Source organism: Pseudoalteromonas sp. BMB, assembly GCF_001709235.1.
GTDB classification, from domain to species: Bacteria; Pseudomonadota; Gammaproteobacteria; order Enterobacterales; family Alteromonadaceae; genus Pseudoalteromonas; species Pseudoalteromonas maricaloris.
Window position 1 is genome coordinate 54115 of sequence record NZ_MBQA01000177.1, and the last position, 19788, is coordinate 73902.

The 19788-nt window shown below is 42.9% G+C and carries 16 protein-coding genes; 5 read left to right on the top strand and 11 right to left on the bottom strand.

Annotated elements, in window-relative coordinates; all coding sequences use genetic code 11:
• Positions 1-92: 92 nt before the first annotated feature.
• Entirely contained in the window at positions 93-1130 is a 1038-nt protein-coding gene (gene queA / locus BB427_RS15900) for a tRNA preQ1(34) S-adenosylmethionine ribosyltransferase-isomerase QueA (RefSeq protein WP_069021840.1), read from the bottom strand.
• Positions 1131-1450: 320 nt separating this feature from the next.
• Between queA and BB427_RS15905 the strand changes: the two genes are divergently transcribed.
• A complete protein-coding gene (locus tag BB427_RS15905; RefSeq protein WP_017218450.1) occupies positions 1451-3958 on the top strand; it encodes a two-component system response regulator in 2508 nt (835 codons plus the stop codon).
• Positions 3959-4116: 158 nt separating this feature from the next.
• Positions 4117-4314, top strand: a complete 198-nt coding sequence (locus tag BB427_RS15910; RefSeq protein ID WP_010607165.1) for a hypothetical protein — start codon at positions 4117-4119, stop codon at positions 4312-4314.
• A gap of 133 nt (positions 4315-4447) precedes the next feature.
• Here the strand turns inward: BB427_RS15910 and BB427_RS15915 are convergent, their stop codons facing one another.
• The 10 genes from BB427_RS15915 to BB427_RS15960 form a co-directional block, all read right to left on the bottom strand.
• Positions 4448-5338, bottom strand: a complete 891-nt coding sequence (locus BB427_RS15915; RefSeq protein ID WP_045990383.1) for a hypothetical protein — start codon at positions 5336-5338, stop codon at positions 4448-4450.
• A complete protein-coding gene (locus tag BB427_RS15920) occupies positions 5335-5907 on the bottom strand; it encodes a hypothetical protein (protein ID WP_069021841.1) in 573 nt (190 codons plus the stop codon). The genes BB427_RS15915 and BB427_RS15920 overlap by 4 nt, the downstream gene beginning before the upstream one ends.
• Complete coding sequence (locus BB427_RS15925; RefSeq protein ID WP_039492741.1) at positions 5900-6439, bottom strand: RNA polymerase sigma factor; 540 nt, start codon at positions 6437-6439, stop codon at positions 5900-5902. Before BB427_RS15925 ends, BB427_RS15920 begins: the two co-directional genes overlap by 8 nt.
• A gap of 118 nt (positions 6440-6557) precedes the next feature.
• On the bottom strand, positions 6558-7469 hold the full coding sequence (locus tag BB427_RS15930) for a hydrogen peroxide-inducible genes activator (RefSeq protein ID WP_039492743.1): 912 nt from the start codon (positions 7467-7469) through the stop codon (positions 6558-6560).
• 108 nt (positions 7470-7577) lie between these two features.
• Positions 7578-8846, bottom strand: a complete 1269-nt coding sequence (locus BB427_RS15935) for an inorganic phosphate transporter (protein WP_017218447.1) — start codon at positions 8844-8846, stop codon at positions 7578-7580.
• 36 nt (positions 8847-8882) lie between these two features.
• Positions 8883-9560, bottom strand: coding sequence for a TIGR00153 family protein (locus tag BB427_RS15940; RefSeq protein ID WP_010607159.1), 678 nt, complete (start codon positions 9558-9560; stop codon positions 8883-8885).
• Positions 9561-9702: 142 nt separating this feature from the next.
• Positions 9703-10404: a phosphate signaling complex protein PhoU gene (phoU, locus tag BB427_RS15945; RefSeq protein WP_010607158.1), complete on the bottom strand. Its 702-nt coding sequence runs from the start codon at positions 10402-10404 to the stop codon at positions 9703-9705.
• A gap of 23 nt (positions 10405-10427) precedes the next feature.
• Positions 10428-11255, bottom strand: a complete 828-nt coding sequence (pstB, locus tag BB427_RS15950) for a phosphate ABC transporter ATP-binding protein PstB (protein WP_010607157.1) — start codon at positions 11253-11255, stop codon at positions 10428-10430.
• A gap of 27 nt (positions 11256-11282) precedes the next feature.
• Positions 11283-12932, bottom strand: a complete 1650-nt coding sequence (pstA, locus tag BB427_RS15955; RefSeq protein WP_039492745.1) for a phosphate ABC transporter permease PstA — start codon at positions 12930-12932, stop codon at positions 11283-11285.
• 15 nt (positions 12933-12947) lie between these two features.
• Positions 12948-15182: an ABC transporter permease subunit gene (locus BB427_RS15960; protein ID WP_069021843.1), complete on the bottom strand. Its 2235-nt coding sequence runs from the start codon at positions 15180-15182 to the stop codon at positions 12948-12950.
• A gap of 305 nt (positions 15183-15487) precedes the next feature.
• On the opposite strand from BB427_RS15960, the gene BB427_RS15965 reads away from it, so the two are divergent.
• The 3 genes from BB427_RS15965 (at position 15488) to BB427_RS15975 (ending at position 19712) form a co-directional block, all read left to right on the top strand.
• On the top strand, positions 15488-15994 hold the full coding sequence (locus BB427_RS15965) for a glycine cleavage system protein R (protein WP_069021844.1): 507 nt from the start codon (positions 15488-15490) through the stop codon (positions 15992-15994).
• 119 nt (positions 15995-16113) lie between these two features.
• Positions 16114-18210, top strand: coding sequence for a polyphosphate kinase 1 (gene ppk1, locus BB427_RS15970; protein WP_045990387.1), 2097 nt, complete (start codon positions 16114-16116; stop codon positions 18208-18210).
• 17 nt (positions 18211-18227) lie between these two features.
• Positions 18228-19712 carry a Ppx/GppA phosphatase family protein gene (locus tag BB427_RS15975; protein ID WP_069021846.1) on the top strand — a complete coding sequence of 495 codons (1485 nt, stop codon included), beginning with the start codon at positions 18228-18230 and terminating at the stop codon, positions 19710-19712.
• Positions 19713-19788: the final 76 nt, after the last annotated feature.

The following is a 19788-nucleotide window of genomic DNA, read 5'->3' on the forward strand; positions in this document are numbered from 1 at the left end:
AACACAAAGTCCATATCGAGCTTGCAACTTTACAGCCATAAAACGCAAAATGCCCAGCAACACTGGGCATTTAAATAGTTGTATGGCGTGAGTTACTTATCTTGCTTTTGCAAGAACATCGCATCACCGTAACTAAAGAAGCGGTATTTTTGCTCAATTGCGGTTTGGTAGGCCTTCATAATATGCTGTTGCCCTGCAAACGCACTCACTAACATGATTAGCGTTGATTCTGGTAAGTGAAAGTTAGTCACCATTGCATCTACCACGTTAAAACGGTAGCCCGGATAAATAAAAATATCGGTATCGCCGTAAAGTGGAGCTACTTCACCGCCGTTTGCTTTAGCCGCAGACTCAAGTGAGCGCACCGACGTAGTACCTACCGCGATGACGCGTCCTCCTCTGGCTTTTGCCGCTTTGATTGCCTCCACGACTTCGGCTGAGACCTCGATATATTCTGAGTGCATAACATGCTCTTCCACCGAATCGACTCGCACTGGCTGGAACGTACCTGCGCCCACATGCAAAGTAACAAAGGCCATCTCAACACCTTTGTCTTTTAGCGTGGCCATCAATTCATCATCAAAGTGCAGTCCAGCGGTAGGTGCAGCGACTGCGCCAGGTTTCTCACCATACACCGTCTGATAACGCTCTTTATCTTCTTCGTCATCCGGTCTGTCGATATAAGGAGGCAAAGGCATATGGCCAATTTTATCTAAAATAGCCAATACATTTTCTTCGCCCTCAAATCTCAACTCAAATAATTCACCATGGCGCTGAACCATCTCTGCGGTTGCTTGGCCTTCAAGCTCAATCTTAGTACCAGGTTTTGGCGACTTGCTCGCTCTTACGTGAGCAAGCACAGTTCGCTCATCTACGACGCGCTCAACCAGTACTTCGAGTTTTCCACCACTGGCTTTTTGACCAAACATACGAGCAGGAATAACTTTAGTGTTATTAAAGATGATTAAGTCTTCTGGATTAATAAGTGCCAAAATATCTCTAAATACTTTGTGTTCTATTTCACCACTATTGCCATTTAAGGTAAGAAGACGACTGCTAGAGCGTTCCTTCATTGGGTGTCTGGCAATCAACTCATCAGGAAGATCAAAACTAAAGTCTGCTACGCGCATGGAAAGGCCTCATTTCTAAAAGTGCGCCAAGTCTAGTGCGGTGTTTTGGCGAAATCAAGTGCTTGTAACCTTGCGTAAATACCTTTAACCTAGCGAGTCTAAAACGGTAATCACCATGTAAAATTTTGTACGGTGTGCACCTTTGTTTAGTGCGTTCTTTATTCTTTACGTTTAAACAATAACTTATCGCTATCGGCTATGATTTCCGAGCAAAGTTCGCGTCACTGTTTGATTATTATCAAGCGGCGGTTAAGTACGATTTGCTAACTTTAAGATAAGCCCAATGATTGTGTCGCAGTATCTGGTGAGGTTTTTTTATTGTGTCTAGACAACTAACGTTGCTCATTGTTAACGCCAGTGCTCACGAGCGTCAAACCTTGACTAAAACTCTTAGTGCATTAGATGTCTTTACTATCATTGCCAAGTCCGACTCTCAAGATGCCCTAAGCTTATTGAAGACGCAAGCTGTCGATTTAGTGATCACCGGCTTGGATGTTGGCAAAATTGACGGCTGGCGATTCTCTCGCATGATCCGCTCAGGTCTGCTGGCAACGCCCAAAAACACCCCCATTGTACTTATTCCGCCAACTTATTGTGAACGAATAGCCGAAACCACCGCCCGTAGCTACAGTATTGATGCCGTGCTGCCATTTGAGCGTCAAGACATGTTGCCGCAAATTCTGGCCAATGTGTTGTCAACGCATTTAGATAAAAGCAGCCGCCTCAACTTACTGTTGTTAGAGCCCAACCAACAACGTGCGCAAAAAATATGTGAGCACTTATCGCACAATTTCGTTTGCACACATGTAAGCTCGGCGGCCAGCGCTTTATCACTATTTCTACAAGATCACTATGCCATTGTTTTAATGGACACTACGTCTAACTTGTCAGGTTCCGCAGAAAGCTTAGTCGAAAGTATTCTCAAACATCGTCCAAGCCAAGCCATTGTAACCATTATTGACAAACGCGATGCCGACCATGCCGAACAACTATTATTGTTGGGTGTTACCGACTTTGTTCGAGCGCCATACGACATGCCCTTTTTAAGCAAGGTATGCGACCATGCGGCGCGGCGAGAAGACTTTATGGTGAGCTATGCTGAGTTTGCTAATAAAGTTGAGCAACTCAGTCGCAGTGAAAGTCGCTATAAAGATTTATTTTCTGCGCACCAAAGGATCTTACTGCACCTCAGAACGGTAGTCGTCGAATTGGATTTGGAAGGTGCGATCCGCTTTATAAATCCAGCATGGGAATATCTCTCGGGCTTTGGTATTAAGTCGAGCCTCAATACTCAACTCAGCAACTACATTGCCAAAGATGAACTTGCAACTTTCAACAAAGTCATTCGAGAAATTCAAAGTGGGGTAAGGCAACATGCGCAAGTCGAGTTGCAGCTCTGCCATAAAGCTGGACATCTAGTGTGGGTCGAGTGCCGCCTGCAACTTATCAAGAATACCTCAAGTTCGGTCGCAATAACTGCAACTCTCGATAACATTCACGAGCGCAAGCAAGCTGAACTACAACTCAGACACTTAGCACTGCATGATACGCTTACCGGCTTACACAACCGCTACTATTTTGACCAGCAATTAAATCAGCTGTGCAATGAAGTAAAGTCTGCAGAAGAGATAGAACACGCGCTAATTTACATCGACTTAGATCACTTTAAGATCATCAATGACAGTAAAGGCCATCAGCAAGGAGATATCGTACTCAAAGAAGTATCTGAGTTGTTTGGCGACAAAATAGGCGAAGAGCATCTCACTTTCCGTATTGGTGGAGACGAATTTGCTGTACTGCTTAAGCACACCAATTTACTCGACGCTCATATGTGCGCTGAAAGTATTTGCATGGCTATCGAAGAACATAAATTTCACTTTGAAGACAATGCATACTCTCTCAGTTGTTCTATCGGATTAACGCAAATTACCAATGAAAATGCGGATCCCAGTGAGTGTTTGAAACAAGCTGACATAGCCCTTTATATTGCCAAGAATCTCGGCCGCAACTTAGTTCATTGTTATAACAAAGAAGATGAACAAAACCAGACACTGCAAACCGGTTTAGAATGGGGCCATAGTGTTAGGCAAGCGCTTCAAAACGACAGCATAGAACTCCACTATCAACCGATCTGGGATTTCAAAAAACAACAAATAGCCTATTACGAAGCACTGCTTAGATTAAAGATCAACGGTGAGACAATATACCCAAATCAGTTTATTCCTGCATTAGAGCTACTTAATGATACATTTTTGATGGATCAATGCGTGATCAGAACAGCCATTAAAGCACTGGCTGAACATGAGATTTTGAGCCAAGTGGCGATTAATTTATCTGCTCATTCATTTTTAGATGAACGACTGCAGCCACACATTCAAGCCTGCTTAAAAGAGCATCAAGTTTCAGCTAATCGCGTTATTTTTGAGATCACTGAATCTGCCAGTATTAACAATCTTAACGCTACCCAGACGATGATCAAAAACCTGAACGATCTTGGCTGTCATTTCGCTATTGATGATTTCGGGACAGGCTTCAGCACTTTTAGCTACCTAAAACAGCTACCCGCGCAGCATGTTAAGATAGATGGCTCCTTTGTTCGAGACATGCTCAACGACCCAATTGACCTGGCGCTGGTCAAAGCTGTAAACGATATTAGTCACTCATTAGATAAGTGTTCAGTTGCCGAATATGTCGAAAACAAAGAAATATTTCAACAACTTAAGGAAATAGGTGTGGACTATGGACAGGGTTACTTTATCTCTAGACCGCTCCCTATTGAACAACTAGCGAGCAGTGCAAAAACTATTTTATCTCTAAAAACAGCGTAGTAACATTTTTATACTAAAGGTTACTTTTACTTCTTGCAAAGTCCACTATAATTAAAGATATCAGTTTAAAATGTCACCAAATTTTAAGGTAACACCTTAATTTTATAGACATTCAAAGGATTGAGTTACATCTTGCTATGGACTTCAAGGGGTAAATTATGCTGTCATTATCACTATTTTTACTACTTGCAAACTTGCTCATCGCGTATCAATGTTACCGCTATGCCAACACTAAAGGGTATCCGGTAAAATTGTTCACAGGGCTCGGTTTGCTACCCTACTTTAATCTAGTGGTTTGGGTTTACTTACTCTTTTTACCAAATTTAACTACTGCAAAAAATATAGAGCAGGCTTAATACAAGCAAGTGTAGTTCCTTTACTAGTGTAAGTTCCTTTATAAATAAAACAGCATGTAATCATGCTGTTTTTTGCGTTATCACTTTGCGTCCCTAACCTCAAAGAAACACTTTTACCCCAAGCTTAGATTAACTAAAAGCGATAGCTAGTTACTGTCTCGGCTAGCTCTTTAGCCGTTTTCTCACCTTTAACACATTGCTGCACTAAGGATTTTGGATAAACAAATACCTGTTTATTGTTTGGATTACTAAGCTCACTGTAAATAAAGCTTACATGCTCATTTCTAGGCAAACTTCTTAAACCCGCACCATAGTCGCATAAACTTCGAGCTAGGCTGGTTACTAGCATTTTTTCAAGCGCCTGCTGCTTTTCCGCTTTCTCCTTCGCGCGTTTGACCCGCGAAGCCTCAAGGCTCGCTTTCAGCTTATCTTTCAGGTCTTTTAATTCCGAATCCTTAAGTGAAAGCTTTTCTATGCGCTTCTCAACTTCTCTCAATGACTCCGTAAATTCTTTTACTTGATCATCACTTTCGTGCCTTTTCGCAAACTCCAGCTCCGCTTTTTGGCGTTCAAGCTCCCTCAATTGAATTCTATTCTCTCTTTCTTGCTCTACGGCTTCGCGGACCTTTTCGGCTCCTGCTCTCACTTTCTCAGCAGCATCCGAATAAGCTTGAGAGAAAGCTTCAGCTATCGGCTGTGAAATCTCGATCTCCGCGATGTCCATATCAAATTCCGGCAGTTCAAACTCCCCTATTGCAGCCACATCATCGAGATTGTCGATATGAGAGATCCACTCTAAACGATGCCGACGTTTTAATGCCAGTTCAAACACAACTCCCTGATCTTTTAAATAATAGCCAGAAACACTACGAACTTGATCTTGTGTGTCATGCTGTAATGCACTCATTAATACCCGCTCAAAAATAGCAACCTCACGCTTTAGCGCTTCATCAACAACTTGGGCCTGAGCAAAGCTTGTAGCAATGGCTGCAACAGCGCCAAAACAAAGTGGAATTAACTTCATGGTTTACCTCGATACTGTGCTAAATTTTGTGTCGGTGTTTGCTCTACTTGCTCTGCCAATTCATTCAATTGCAGCCTAAGTAGGGCTTGATCTTGCGCTCTTTGTGCTTGGATCAGATCAACGAGATTATTCATTGCCAAACTGCGCTCTTTACGATTTTGTTCAACCACTTGCGTTGCTAACTTAGCAAGCGTAGCTTGATCTATTGGCTTAGTCTCATCAAGTTTTGCAAGCATGGCCTGCATAGCGCTTTGCTGCTGTGCCAGTTGTGTTTGTTGAACACTCAACTGCTGATGTAAGCCTAAGTTCTGTAACCAAAGTCCTGATACACCAAGCCCAACAACCAGCCAAGCAGCAACGGCAGCCACTGGCCAAGCGCGAGTTTGGTGCTGCAAAGTGAGCTGTGAGGGTGGCGCTTGCTCTTCGAATCTAGCGGCACGCTGTTGCCAAGTAGTGGCTGCACTCATCATTTCTCGATATTCACTATCTGCCTGAAGTTCAGCCAACTCTGCCTCAGACAGCACTTTGCCATCTAACCACTGCTCAAATAAGTGTGCTAATTTAGCCATGATTTTGCACCTCTAGTTGCCCTTTCATCTTACCTAACGCACTGTATAGCCTAGCCTTCACCGTATTACTTGATAACTCAAGCTGCAGCGCAATTTCATCAAAGGTGTAATGCTGGAAAAACTTTAGCTCCACGACAATGCGCTGCTCAAATGGTAGTTGTTTCAGCGCGATATATATCTCTTCATTACTTTGTTGTTGCGCTATTTTGCTGTCAGGTCCGTGTTGCGGCGTCTCAGGTTCTTTACCTTCAATCGATTCAAACTTATGTTTTCGCATGTGATCCACTATCCTTGCATGGGTGATTTTAAATACCCAAGTTGAGAACTTAGCATCACCATTAAAGGTATGCAGATTTCGATACATACTTAAAAATACATCTTGAGCAATATCTAGCGCGTCTTGCGGATTACCAACCAGCCTCAAACATTGGTTATACACACGACTATGATGCTGGGCGCAAAGCTTTGACCATGCTCCTTGATTACCTTGCAGTGCTCTTTTTATTAATTGTTTTTCGCTATTAAAAAACACGCAGTTCACTCATCCAATCTACTCACTAACTATTAATCGTAGCGGGCGCAAAAAAAGTTGTTCAGACGGGAAAATTTTTTGAAAAAAAAGCACCGTTAAGGTGCTGCTTTCGTCATCATTACTGCGACTGACATTGGCCACTGATGTAGCCACCAACAAAGTCGCTAAACAGTCTAAAATCTCTGATCCGCCCGGTAGTACGACGCCAGATCAAGCCAATCTCACGATATGCATGATCTTGTGGTGGCATAGCCACTAAAGGTTTACCTTCCAAAATCCCAGCATTGATCGCCATTTGAGGTAAAAACGTTACGCCATTTTTATATTCCACCATACTTAATAGAGTATGTAGGTTTGCCGCCTCGAATGGATTAATGCACGCGCTACGGTTCAGGTGACAAGCGCTAAGAGCATGCCCCGTCATACAGTGCTCTTTTTCGAGTAAAAATACACTTTGCTCAGGTAACAAGTTAAAGTCCTCTATCGGCTCTGGTACGCTGTACTCTGTATGGCGAACCAAACTAAAATGATCTTTTGCAAGTACCTGTGTATGAAACTTATCGGTTCTATATGGCAGCGCCAACATGGCCATATCAATATGCCCATGCTCTAACTTATCCAGTAAGTTATCACTGGTATCTTCAACCAGTACCAAATTAAGCGCTGCAAATTCTTTTTTGCACGCCTGATAAAGTGGCGCGGCAATAAAACTCGCAATGGTGGGAATGATCCCTAACGTCAACTTACCAGATAATGGATTTTTATAGCTTTTAGTCAGCTCTTTAACGCTCATGGTGTCGTCGATAATTTTCCGCGCTCGTTCAACCACTTCCTCACCAATATCGGTAAACATTAGGCTGCGATTTTCGCGTTCAATTAGCTGACATCCTAATGTCTCTTCAAGGTTTTGTATCGCGCTACTTAGCGTCGATTGACCAATAAAGCATGCTTCCGCTGCACGACCAAAATGTTGATGCTGATGCACCGCAAGAAGGTATTGTAGTTGTTTGATACTAGGTAAATTCGTCACAAGCTTTACTCTTAATTTTCAACAGCACAAATAAAAAGACCCCAACACCAAAGGTGTTGAGATCTTTTCAAGCTAAAAGTCTGTCTTTTTGAAAAGTGCGGTTTATTTTTATACGCCGAACACTAATCTCAAAATATAGAATATAACAATAGCAAGGGCAGCACCAACTGGCAATGTAATTACCCAAGAAACTACGATGTTACGAATAACACCCATGTTTAATGCCGCAATACCACGTGCCATACCCACACCCAATACCGCACCAACTAAGGTTTGAGTTGTAGAGATTGGTAGGCCTGTGCCTGATGCGATTACTACTGTTGAAGCAGCAGCAAGTTCAGCTGCGAAACCACGGCTAGGAGTAAGATGCGTGATGCCTTCACCGATAGTCTTGATAACTTTCTTACCAAGGATCGCAAGACCCGCAACAATACCTAAACCACCTAGTGGTAAGATCCACCAAGCTAGGGCCGCTTTCTTAGCAATTTCACCGTCGTTTTCAACAATGTTTACCACAGCAGCTAATGGACCAATTGCGTTAGCAACGTCATTCGAACCATGCGCGAATGCCATACAACATGCTGTTAGTACCATAAGGATAGCGAATACTTTTTCAACATTATTGAACTGCATTTGCTTGTCTGCATTGGGATCCATTTTCAGCTTAGAAATCGCAATCTTACCGATAATAGCAATGATAATAGCGATACCGATAGCAAGCGCAAAACCTTCGAATGTGCCGAGCTTGATACCAATATGCTTAAGACCTTTTTTGATCGTAACCAAAGACATAACAAAGCCCGCTAGACCCATGTAAATAGGCACAAAGCGTTTGGCATTTTCTAATGGCTTATTGGTATCAAAAATGAGCTTTTGGGCACTCATAAAAATGAGATAAGCAATAAAGCCAGAGATGGCTGGGGTGACAATCCAGCTCCCAACTATGCCTGCAACTTTACCCCATTGAATTGCTTCGCTGCCTACAGCAACTAGCGCAAAACCAATGATTGCACCAATAATTGAGTGCGTCGTAGATACCGGCCAACCTAACATTGAGGCCATCAATAACCAGCTACCCGCAGCAAAAAGTGCAGAGATCATTCCCAGTATCATTAGTTCAGGAATATCAATGAAAGGAGTTGAATCTATAATCCCTTTTCGGATCGTTGATGTTACCTCACCACCAGCAAGATAAGCACCAGCGAATTCGAAGATCATAGCAATGATAATTGCTTGTTTGATGGTAAGTGCTTTTGAACCTACCGAAGTACCCATAGCATTCGCAACATCGTTTGCGCCAATACCATAAGCCATAAAGAAACCAACTGCTGCGGCAATTAAAACCAATACTGTGCCGTAGGATGCAATGATATCCATAAGAAACCTTACTTTATTTTAAAAGATCGATTTTTATTAACGAGCTAACATCAGCTCAAGACGTGAACCAACGCGCTCTGCGATATCTGCAAGCCCACCGACCCATTCGATGATCTTGTATAAGAACATCGCATCAATTGGGTTAAGCTCGCTTTCAACAGCGCGTAACTCTCGACGAATTTTAATTTGCATATCGTCGGTATCTTGCTCGATGGCATCAAGCTCAACTAGCATTTTTTCAACTAAAGTGACTTCACGGCCTCTAAAGCCTGTCTCAAGCAGTTCATCAAACTCATTAATCGCTTCTGATGCTTGTTTAGTTGCGTCCACACAGCGAGTGACGTAAGCAAGAAAATCTTTTTGAATGGATTCAGGGATGACCATTTCACGACCGATAACGCGACCTGCGATATCTTTCGCTTTGTTGGCTATCTTATCTTGGTGGGTGATAAGTTCCAGTAAGTCAGTCCGTTCTACTGGCATGAATAAACCACGAGGCAAATGTAAGCGTACTTCACGCTTTAGTTCATCTGCTTCACGCTCTAGGTTGCGGATTTCAATGCGAATTGCATCCGCTTCTGTCCACTCCCCTTTGAAGACATGGTTAAAAAATGGGATCAAAGCCGCACTGGCTTGATGGACTATTTTTATATGCTCTTCAATTGGCTTAATAGGAGATTTAGCAAATACTCCTAAAAACGCGTTACTAGGCATAACTGACCCTTAAATCATATTTGTATGCATGTGCAAAGTGTAATTTTACAGCATTGAGCGCTGTTGTGAACGGTTTTATTGCAAGTTTAGATGAACTTACTATGAAATTGCGCGCCGAAAGCGCGCAACTAATTGATAAGCATCACAAGGTTTTTGCGATATCTTCTTGAGATGTATGGCGAATATCTTTGCCATTTACGAAATAAATCACATATTCCGCAATATTTTGACAACGATCGCCGATACGCTCTAATGAGCGCACAGACCAAATTAAATCCATAATTTTTGGAATCGAGCGTGGGTCTTCCATCATATAAGTCATAATTTGACGTGTTACGGCTTCGTATTCACGGTCCACTTTGGCATCAGCTTTATGCACTTCAAAGGCCTTTTGCGCGTCCATCCGGGCAAACGCATCGAGCACGTCATGTAGCATTTGCGACACTTGGCGACCCATATTGTCAATATTCACCAATAGATCTTGCTGATCTTTGGTAAACGAATCCAAGGCAACTTTAGCAATACGCTCCGCTTCGTCTCCGATACGTTCAAGATCTGCAATCGTTTTAGCGATGGCAACGACCAAACGTAAGTCACTGGCTGCAGGCTGTCTTTTGGCGATGATACGTGTACATTCTTCGTCAATATTCACTTCCATCGCATTGACTTTGTAATCGTTCTGACTGACCTTTTTCGCTTTTTCAGCATCATTGTGGTTAACCGCATCAAGCGCAGTGTTTAGTTGCTGCTCTACCAGTCCACCCATACTGAGTACGTGATTTCTCACGTTTTCTAGCTCTTCATTAAAGCGGCCAGAAATGTGCTTATTAATATTGTGTTCCATTATATTCTCCTCGCAAGCTCGCCTTAACCGTAACGACCTGTAATATAGTCTTCTGTTTTCTTCTTAGACGGCGTGGTGAATAAGGTATTGGTATCTGCATACTCAATTAACTCACCCATATACATAAACGCAGTTTGATCAGATACACGCGCAGCTTGTTGCATGTTATGTGTAACGATAACTACAGTATACTTGTTTTTCAGATCGTTAATGAGTTCTTCGATAACCAATGTTGAAATCGGATCGAGTGCTGATGTTGGTTCATCAAGTAACAACACTTCTGGTTCAATCGCGATAGAGCGAGCAATCACCAAACGTTGCTGCTGACCACCAGATAAACCAAATGCACTGTCGTGAAGTCGGTCTTTTACTTCATCCCAAAGCGCGGCGCCACGGAGTGACTTTTCAACCACTTCATCTAACTTGCGCTTATCCTTGATACCTTGCAGACGCAGACCATAAACCACATTCTCATAAATAGATTTAGGGAAAGGGTTTGGTCTTTGGAATACCATGCCGACGTTACGGCGCAGTGCCGCAACATCTACGCTCTTGTCATAAATGTTCTGTCCTTGAAGGTTGATTTCTCCTTCAATACGACAGCTATCAACCAAGTCGTTCATGCGGTTAATACAACGTAGTAACGTTGATTTACCACAACCTGATGGACCGATAAACGCGGTTACCTGCCCTTTTGGGATCAACATATTGACGTTACTAAGGGCTTGTTTATCACCATAGTAAAGATCTAGGTTTTTGATCTCTAGTGCGGTGAGTTCTGGACTTAAGTTTGCTAAATCAAGCTTGTTATTGCCGTTTGCTTGATTGACTTCTGGCGCTACTGTAATCATGTTTTTACCTATTAAAAATCTTTACTATTAATGCTCTAACGATCTGAATTTTTCGCGTAAGTGGTTACGAATACCAATCGCTGTGATATTCAGTGCAATAATCACCGTAACCAGTAGGAACGCGGTTGCATAAACCAAAGGTCTAGCAGCTTCAACATTCGGGCTTTGGAAGCCAACATCATAAATATGGAATCCTAAGTGCATAAACTTACGATCCAAGTGAATATAGGGGAAGTTTCCGTCTAGCGGTAGGGTTGGTGCCATTTTTACTACACCAACCAGCATTAGAGGAGCTACCTCACCCGCGGCACGCGCAACAGCAAGAATAAGACCCGTCATAATTGCAGGGCTTGCCATTGGTACAATGATCCGCCATAGGGTTTCTGCTTGAGTTGCACCAAGCGCAAGTGAACCATGACGCACTGAGCTTGGGATCCGAGACAGACCTTCTTCCGTGGATACGATAACCACAGGCAAAGTAAGGATAGCAAGTGTAAGTGCAGACCAAATCACCCCTGGTGTACCAAATACAGGACTTGGCGCAGCCTCAGGGTAGAAAAGTTCGTCAATTGACCCACCAAGCATATAAACGAAGAATCCTAAACCAAACACCCCATATACAATGGATGGAACACCTGCAAGGTTGATCACCGCGATACGGATCATCTTAGTCACAGCGTTCTTTGCTGCATATTCATGGAGATAAATCGCGGCAATAACACCGAATGGTGTCACGATCACCGCCATCAGCATAACCATAAATACCGTACCAAAGATTGCTGGGAATACCCCACCTTCGGTGTTTGCTTCACGCGGGTCATCACTCACAAACTTGCTGATTTGCACTAAGTAGTGACCTACTTTGGCAAAAAAGCCCATGTCATTTGGAAACCAAACGTCCAACACTTGGTACAGAGGCAAAGTCACTTCTTCACCACGCATATCACGCACCACAACTTGGTCACGCTTAGCCTGCTTCCTTAGCTCAAATAGCCGCTTTTCGAAGACTTTGTAATCTTCACGTAGCTCAGCACGGCGTGCATTTAACTCTGCTAACTTTTCCTCTGTCAGGTCATTATCAAGCTGATACGACTTTTCTTTTAAACGTAGACGTTCAAGCTCATAGTTAATGTGCCCAATTTCGCTATTTTGTAGATCAAGCGCTTCGTCATTAAGGTCAACGGCGCGTTCAACAAGCTCATGTAGCCTTTCAATCGGCTGATCAGTTACTACTTTACCGTCTTCTAAAACGCGGGCAACATAGCCATAGAAATTACCATTTTTACTACGCTCAAATACCGCTAATTCCGCTGGCGTAGACTGGCTTTTGATATCTGTTGATAATACCCAACGGAAATCAAGTTCTACATATTCACGGTTACCCGTTTTAACGAGCAAACGCTCGATTTGCTCGCTGTTGTAACCTGAAAGGTCGAATCCAGCCGCTTCAAGGCGAGATTTTGGTACCATCTCGCGATCGTATATTTCACCAATAACGGTCTGCTTGGCAACTGAACCGTCGAGATGCATCTCAACAACTTGAGATGGCCAAAAGAAGCTCAGTCCTTTCCATGCGATCATCGCAAGTAGTCCAATTACTGAAATCAAACTAATACTGACCGCGCCACCTGTCATCCAGATCCACGGAGAACCTGACTTAAACCACTGTTTTACCATGTCATGTCACTCCAATTACATTGAGCTGTACTTTTCACGCAGCTGCTGGCGAACAAACTCAGCAACGGTGTTAAATACGAAAGTAAAAATAAACAATACAAAGGCAGCTAGGAACAGGATGCGATAGTGAGAGCTGCCAACTTCAGACTCCGGCATTTCCACCGCAATGTTAGCAGCAAGCGTACGCATACCTTGGAAGATACTCCAGTCCATGATTGGCGTGTTACCAGTTGCCATTAATACAATCATGGTTTCCCCTACGGCGCGGCCAAGACCCATCATTACCGCAGAGAAGATACCTGGACTTGCTGTTAGTAATACTACACGAACCAAAGTCTGCCACTGTGTGGCACCGAGTGCTAATGAGCCATTAGAAAGGTGCTTAGGTACGCTGAATACCGCATCTTCAGCAATAGAGAAGATAGTAGGAATAACCGCAAAGCCCATCGCGATGCCCACTACTAGTGAGTTACGCTGGTCGAATGTTAGACCTAACTCATTAGTTAGATACTGACGCACATTACCGCCAAACAGCCAAGACTCAATTCCAGCGCTCATGGCAAATGAAATCCAGCCTACGATAAGCACAACTGGGATCAGTAAGATTGAATGCCAGCCTTCAGGCACAACGTGTCTTACTTTTGCAGGTAGCTTAGTCCAGCAAAATGCCGTTGCTATCATCGCAATTGGTAATAGCACCAATAAAGCAACCACGGCGGGTAGATGCGTTTCAATTAGCGGAGCTAGCCAAAGACCCGCCAAGAAGCCCAAGATAACCGTTGGTAGTGCTTCCATTATCTCGACCGTTGGTTTCACCACGCGGCGTAATTCACTCGACATGAAATAGGCAGTGTAGATTGCTGACGCTAATGCAATAGGAACAGCAAACAACATGGCGTAAAGCGCCGCTTTAATGGTACCGAAGGAAATAGGCACTAATGAGAATTTCGACTCAAAGTCATCACTCGCAGAGGTTGACTGCCAAGTATAAGCAGGCTCTGGATACCCTTCGTACCACACCTCTTGCCACAAAGCAGACCAAGTTACTTCAGGGTGCTCATTATGTAGCTCTACTACCGTTAACGTATCATCGGCAAGTAACAAGGCGGCATTAGCACGCGGCGCTACCGCAAACTTCTGAACTGCTTTATCTGTAATTTTACCTTGCCATAAGTGCGCTTCACTGGTGGTGTAATATAAACCTAATTGACCATTTTCGTTGGTCGTGAAGAAAGTACGACGATAATATTCACTAAATAGTTTGACCTGTTTGCTCTTTGGCGTCTCAAAAGAGCGGATTTTAGCAAACTGGCGTCCATCATCGGTATTGACTTCAAACCACTGTGAAACCTCACCGTTGTCGTTAGCAAGCATTAATGAGTTGGCGCCCGCTAGCAGATTCATGTCGACCAAGTTGGCATTTTCTTCGTTTGCAGCAAGCAATTGGAATAACTCAACTTCAGAAACATAACGAGAATCAAAGACGTAAACTTGATTTGCTGAGCGAACAAATGTGCGCGATGTGTCTGGAGAAATAAGTAACTCATCAACGCGACCATCAATATCTAGCTCGGTACGCTCAACCGCCCATTCAACCTCTCCAGTAAACATGTTTTCTTCTGCAACAAAAGAGGCAAAAATCACACGTTTATCCGCAGTCTGTGCAACAACAGCGGTTTTGTCTTCGAAGTGACTAAAGGCGAATTTACGAATTGCTTGCCCTTGTTCATCAACAATCAGTTGCTTCGCATTAAGTGGATAACTTAAGCGAGGGGTTAAAACACGTTGATTTCCCGGAAAGCTTACCGTGAACATCGGCTTCACGAGTTGTACCTGACCATTATCCAGACCAAATGCATATTGTCCTAAGAAAGGCGCACTTTCTGCAAATGCTGTGACATTACCGTCAAGTTCAACATCCAATGTATCTAGTAATTTACCGGCGCTTTCACCTTTGATCTGGTAATAATCTACCGAACCTCTGCTGCCAAGTAAGTACGCAATTTCCGTTTGTTCTTCTACCCCTACACCTAAATATGTTTTGTCTTGTGTAAGCTGAATATCCATACGCTTTTCAACCTTTGCTGATTCAAAGATTGGTTGAACGACATATAGCAAGTAGAAGAAGATAAGTAAAAGTGCGACTAATACCATTACTCCACCAGAAGTAATGCCAAATTGTGCAAACCTGTCTTTAAAGAGACGGCTTCTATCCGTTTTAAAGGATGGCTTTTGCGGATTTGAAGTCATCAATATACCCTTTGGTTTAAAAATTGGGGGCATTATATTTCATCAAGATGACAGTTGTGTTACACCTGAGACACAATTGAACTTTCTTCAATTGGCATTTCCCCTCAAATTCATTATAAAAATAATGGAACTAATCGGCTCAAAAAACGCTCTGATTGTTAGCCTAGAGTAAATACATAAATTTCGTTGCATTTCTTTACATTAAGTGTTTATGGGCACTGGACAAAGTAAGTTTTTAGACTAGTCTAAATCATGCGCCGAATTCGTTTTTTCGCCTACGGGCGCCACAAAAAAAGAGACATGATATGAAGCAGTTAATATTAACACTTATAGGTAAGGACCGACCGGGTCTCGTTGAGGAAATCTCTTCCACTATTCTTTCCCACCATGGCAATTGGTTAACCAGTAATTTAAGCCACCTTGCTGGACAATTCGCAGGCATAGTGCAGGTTGAGGTTGCTGAAGAACATTTGCAAGAAATACAAGATGCATTGCATAAATTGCCAGGTTTAGACGTGAGAGTTGAATCAGGCGAAAACTTGCAAGCGCAAGAAGAGCCGGACACATTAAATTTAATCATTACAGGCAACGATAGACCGGGAATTGTGCAAGAACTTGCTACGGTTATTCGCCACAAAGGCGCAAACATCACGCACCTAACTTCAAAACAACGTAGTGCTCCAAACTGGGGACTGCCTATTTTCAGCGCTTTCGCAACTGTGACTCTACCTGCTGGCACGGTCAAAGAAAACGTGATTGATGCACTCGAGTCAATCACCAGTGATTTGATCGTGGACATAGAAGAAAGCTAAAACCTACACTATACTCATGATGGTTGAATGACAAACACGACAGGCGCGTTGTGTTTGTCATAATTATGTCACACACCCTGCTTAAGCTGTAAAAATAAGCTGTACCTATGGAAAGCACCATGCAGGCCGTATCTCCAGAGCATAAAACTATCACGTACTTTGCCAAAGAATTAAGCTGGCTCTCTTTTAACGAACGCGTTTTACAAGAAGCCAAAGACCCAACCAACCCGATCATCGAGCGGATCCGCTTTCTTGGTATATTTTCCAATAATTTAGACGAGTTTTTCCAAGTTCGTGTTGCGGATGTAAAGCGCCGTATCTTATTAAATAATTTGCCTGATACCAATTTCGATGAAGATGAAGTGCTACTCGCCGACATTCAAAAGAAAGTATTGGAACTAGGTAAAAAATTTAGTGTTATTTATGACCAGATCCTCATCGATCTAAATGAGCATCATATCCATATAAAGCAACCTGATGCGCTGTCGGACTTCCACAAGAATTGGTTGGCTAACTACTTTAAAGACCAAGTGCTGCCTCACCTATTACCAATGATGATTAACGAAAGTAAGGACTATTCGGACAACATCAACGACACTATGACTCACCTATTTGTGGAGTTAAATGGCGAAAAACAGCATCATGCCTTTTTGGAAGTCCCGACTGATCGTCTAAACCGCTTTGTCCAGCTGCCACCAGAAAAAACCCGAAGGCATAAAACGATTGTATTGCTCGATGACGTTATTCGATTTTTTATTGCCGATGTGTTTAAAAGTTTCTTCAAATTTGAGCGCATTGAAGCCTATTCAATGAAGCTCACTCGAGACGCTGAGTACAACTTAGATGATGAGCTAGAAGAAGGCGTGTTAGATACCATGTCTAAAGGCCTCAAACAGCGTTTATATGCCGAGCCTGTACGTTTAGTCTACGAAGAATCTATGCCTGAAGAAATGCTCAAGTTGATGAAAAAGCGTTTAGGGGTGACAGGCCAAGATGCCATGATCCCAGGCGGTAGATATCGCAATTTCAGAGATTTTATTTCTTTTCCAAATGTTGGACGCGGCTATCTAGAAAACAAGCCATTGCCGCCGCTAAAAAGTGCGGCCTTTTCAAAATATAGCAGCGTCTTTCGCGCGATTTCAGTTCAAGATATCTTGCTATATTACCCCTACCACACCTTTAATCACATGCTGGAATATATCCGCCAAGCGGCGTTTGACCCCAGAGTGACACAAATAAAGGTCAACATTTATCGCGTGGCAAAGCAATCTCGGTTGATCGCTTCATTGATCAACGCAGCAAAGAATGGCAAAAAAGTCACTGTGATGGTTGAATTGAAAGCCCGCTTCGATGAGCAAAACAATATTGAATGGGCAAAACTCATGAGTGAATACGGTATTAAGGTCATGATTGGCATACCGGCGCTTAAGGTCCATAGTAAGCTTTGTGTGGTTCACCGTAGAGAAAAAGGCAAAATCGTCAAATATGCACACATAGGTACGGGTAACTTCCACGAAAAAACTGCTCGGATTTATACTGATTTCAGTCTGTTTACCAAACACCCCGATATTACGGAGGAATGCGATAGCGTGTTTCGCTTTATCGAGAGTAGTTACCTGCCGTTTAAATTCGAACATTTGATGATTTCCCCCATCAATGCACGCAGTAGAATTGTAGAGTTGATCGATGAAGAGATAACTCATGCAGAGCAAGGGCGAACAGGAAAAGTAACAATTAAGATCAATAATTTAGTTGATAAACAGCTCGTTGACAAGCTTTACGAAGCATCGCGTAAAGGCGTCAAGATCCGCCTCATTGTACGAGGTATGTGTGCCCTTGTACCGGGCCTTGCACAGTTTAGCGATAATATAAAAATCATTAGTATCGTCGATCGTTTCTTAGAACACCCGCGAGTGATGATTTTCGACAACAACGGCGACCCCAAGGTCTATATTTCGTCAGCGGACTGGATGACCCGTAACCTTGACCATCGTGTTGAAGTTGGCACGCCTATTTATGCCGATCATTTGAAGAAACTAATCATCGATATTATTGAATTGCAATTTAAAGATCGCACCAAAGCCAGAGTTATTGACGCCGAACAGAAGAATCTGTACGTTCGCCGAGGTAACCGTAAAAAAATTCGCTCTCAGATCGCGATTTATGACCATTTAAAAAAATGGGAGTTACATCAATTAAATGAAGCGAAAGAATAACCGTTGAGGAAGAATATATGCGCGACTACCCTTCTATTGCCGCAGTGGACTTAGGTTCAAACAGTTTTCACCTTGTTGTAGCAAGAGAAGTAGATGGTCGCCTTCAACTCCTCCATAAAGAAAAGCAACGTGTTTACTTGGCCGCGGGCCTTGATGATGATTTCAATTTAAGTGACGACGCGATCGCCCGAGCATTAGATACCCTCTCGCAATTTGCGACGACACTACATGATTTTCCGAAAGAGTCGGTGCAAGTAGTGGCAACCTATACACTGCGAAATTGCAAAAACCTTAATTATTTTCTCGCTAAGGCAAAACAAGTTTTTCCATATCCAATCAATGTGATTTCAGGCCAAGAAGAAGCTCGTCTTATTTACCAAGGGGTCGCCAACCATGAACATGATAGTCATAACCGTTTGGTTATCGACATCGGTGGAGGCAGCACAGAGTTGGTTATTGGTCAGCACCTTACACACAAATTATTAAGTAGTCGCAATGTGGGCTGCGTAACCATGCAAAAAGCCTACTTTGCTGATGGTAAGCTATCTGCAAAGCGATTCAAAAAAGCCGAAATAAAAGCAGAACAACAAATTGAGAGTGTTACCGCGAGCTACTTAAGGCTCGGCTGGAATAGCGTTATCGGTACTTCTGGTACTATTAAGGCGATTGCGGCCATGGTTCACGAGCTCACTCAAGCCGATGAAATTACCCTGCCTATTTTGGAGCAAATTAAGCAGTTATTTATTGATGCTGGACACATAGACAACGTCTCCTTAAAAGCACTACCTGAGGAGCGAAAAACCAGTATTGCTGGCGGCCTTGCGGTATTGATAGCACTGTTTAGACAGTTAGGACTTGAGCGCATGCGCCTTAGTGAATATGCATTGCGAGAAGGCTTATTGTTTGAAATGCATCAAACCGACGAGTTTGATATTCGTACCCGCACAATTAACACGTTCAGCGATCACTATAATATTGATAAGCAACACGCCGACAATATTTGTGAAACCATCAAGCTTTTTACCACTCAACTAAAAGAGCAATGGCAACTATCCTCTTATGATGTCGAAATGTTATGTTGGGCAGCAAAACTCCACGAAGTTGGGCTTGCCATTAACTCTTCTGGCATGCATAAACACGGTGCTTATATTGTCAGGCACAGTCAACTTCCAGGCTTTACTCAAGCCCAGCAATTAAGGCTAAGTGCACTTGTACGCTTTTATCGAAAAAAGATAAAAATGCCAGAGTTAACAGAGTTAATCGAAGAAGAGCTAATCCACTTCAACCGTATTTTGGCTGTGTTTCGTCTCAGCGTTTTAGTGAACCAAAAACGCCAACAAGACCAACTTCCCGAATTAAGTATTACAGCCGTTGATAACGCCTTGATACTTCACATTGCAACTGAGTGGCTCGAATCACACTCGCTATTTCAAGCAGATTTAGAGCAAGAACAAAACTATTTAAAAACCATAGGTATTCAATTTAACCTGAGCTTTGGATAAGTATGCTGGCTATTGGAAGGGAATTCGACGTCGTTAGAACTGAAACAGGTTGCTAGAAAGGCGCTAATTATCCACA

Coding starts and splice junctions, on each gene's coding strand:
- BB427_RS15920 (WP_069021841.1), bottom strand. CDS start 5,907: ATGGCTAAATTAGCACACTTATTTGAGCAGTGGTTAGATGGCAAAGTG.
- BB427_RS15975 (WP_069021846.1), top strand. CDS start 18,228: ATGCGCGACTACCCTTCTATTGCCGCAGTGGACTTAGGTTCAAACAGT.
- pstA (WP_039492745.1), bottom strand. CDS start 12,932: ATGGTAAAACAGTGGTTTAAGTCAGGTTCTCCGTGGATCTGGATGACA.
- queA (WP_069021840.1), bottom strand. CDS start 1,130: ATGCGCGTAGCAGACTTTAGTTTTGATCTTCCTGATGAGTTGATTGCC.
- BB427_RS15935 (WP_017218447.1), bottom strand. CDS start 8,846: ATGGATATCATTGCATCCTACGGCACAGTATTGGTTTTAATTGCCGCA.
- pstB (WP_010607157.1), bottom strand. CDS start 11,255: ATGATTACAGTAGCGCCAGAAGTCAATCAAGCAAACGGCAATAACAAG.
- ppk1 (WP_045990387.1), top strand. CDS start 16,114: ATGCAGGCCGTATCTCCAGAGCATAAAACTATCACGTACTTTGCCAAA.
- BB427_RS15965 (WP_069021844.1), top strand. CDS start 15,488: ATGAAGCAGTTAATATTAACACTTATAGGTAAGGACCGACCGGGTCTC.
- BB427_RS15940 (WP_010607159.1), bottom strand. CDS start 9,560: ATGCCTAGTAACGCGTTTTTAGGAGTATTTGCTAAATCTCCTATTAAG.
- BB427_RS15915 (WP_045990383.1), bottom strand. CDS start 5,338: ATGAAGTTAATTCCACTTTGTTTTGGCGCTGTTGCAGCCATTGCTACA.
- BB427_RS15960 (WP_069021843.1), bottom strand. CDS start 15,182: ATGACTTCAAATCCGCAAAAGCCATCCTTTAAAACGGATAGAAGCCGT.
- phoU (WP_010607158.1), bottom strand. CDS start 10,404: ATGGAACACAATATTAATAAGCACATTTCTGGCCGCTTTAATGAAGAG.
- BB427_RS15910 (WP_010607165.1), top strand. CDS start 4,117: ATGCTGTCATTATCACTATTTTTACTACTTGCAAACTTGCTCATCGCG.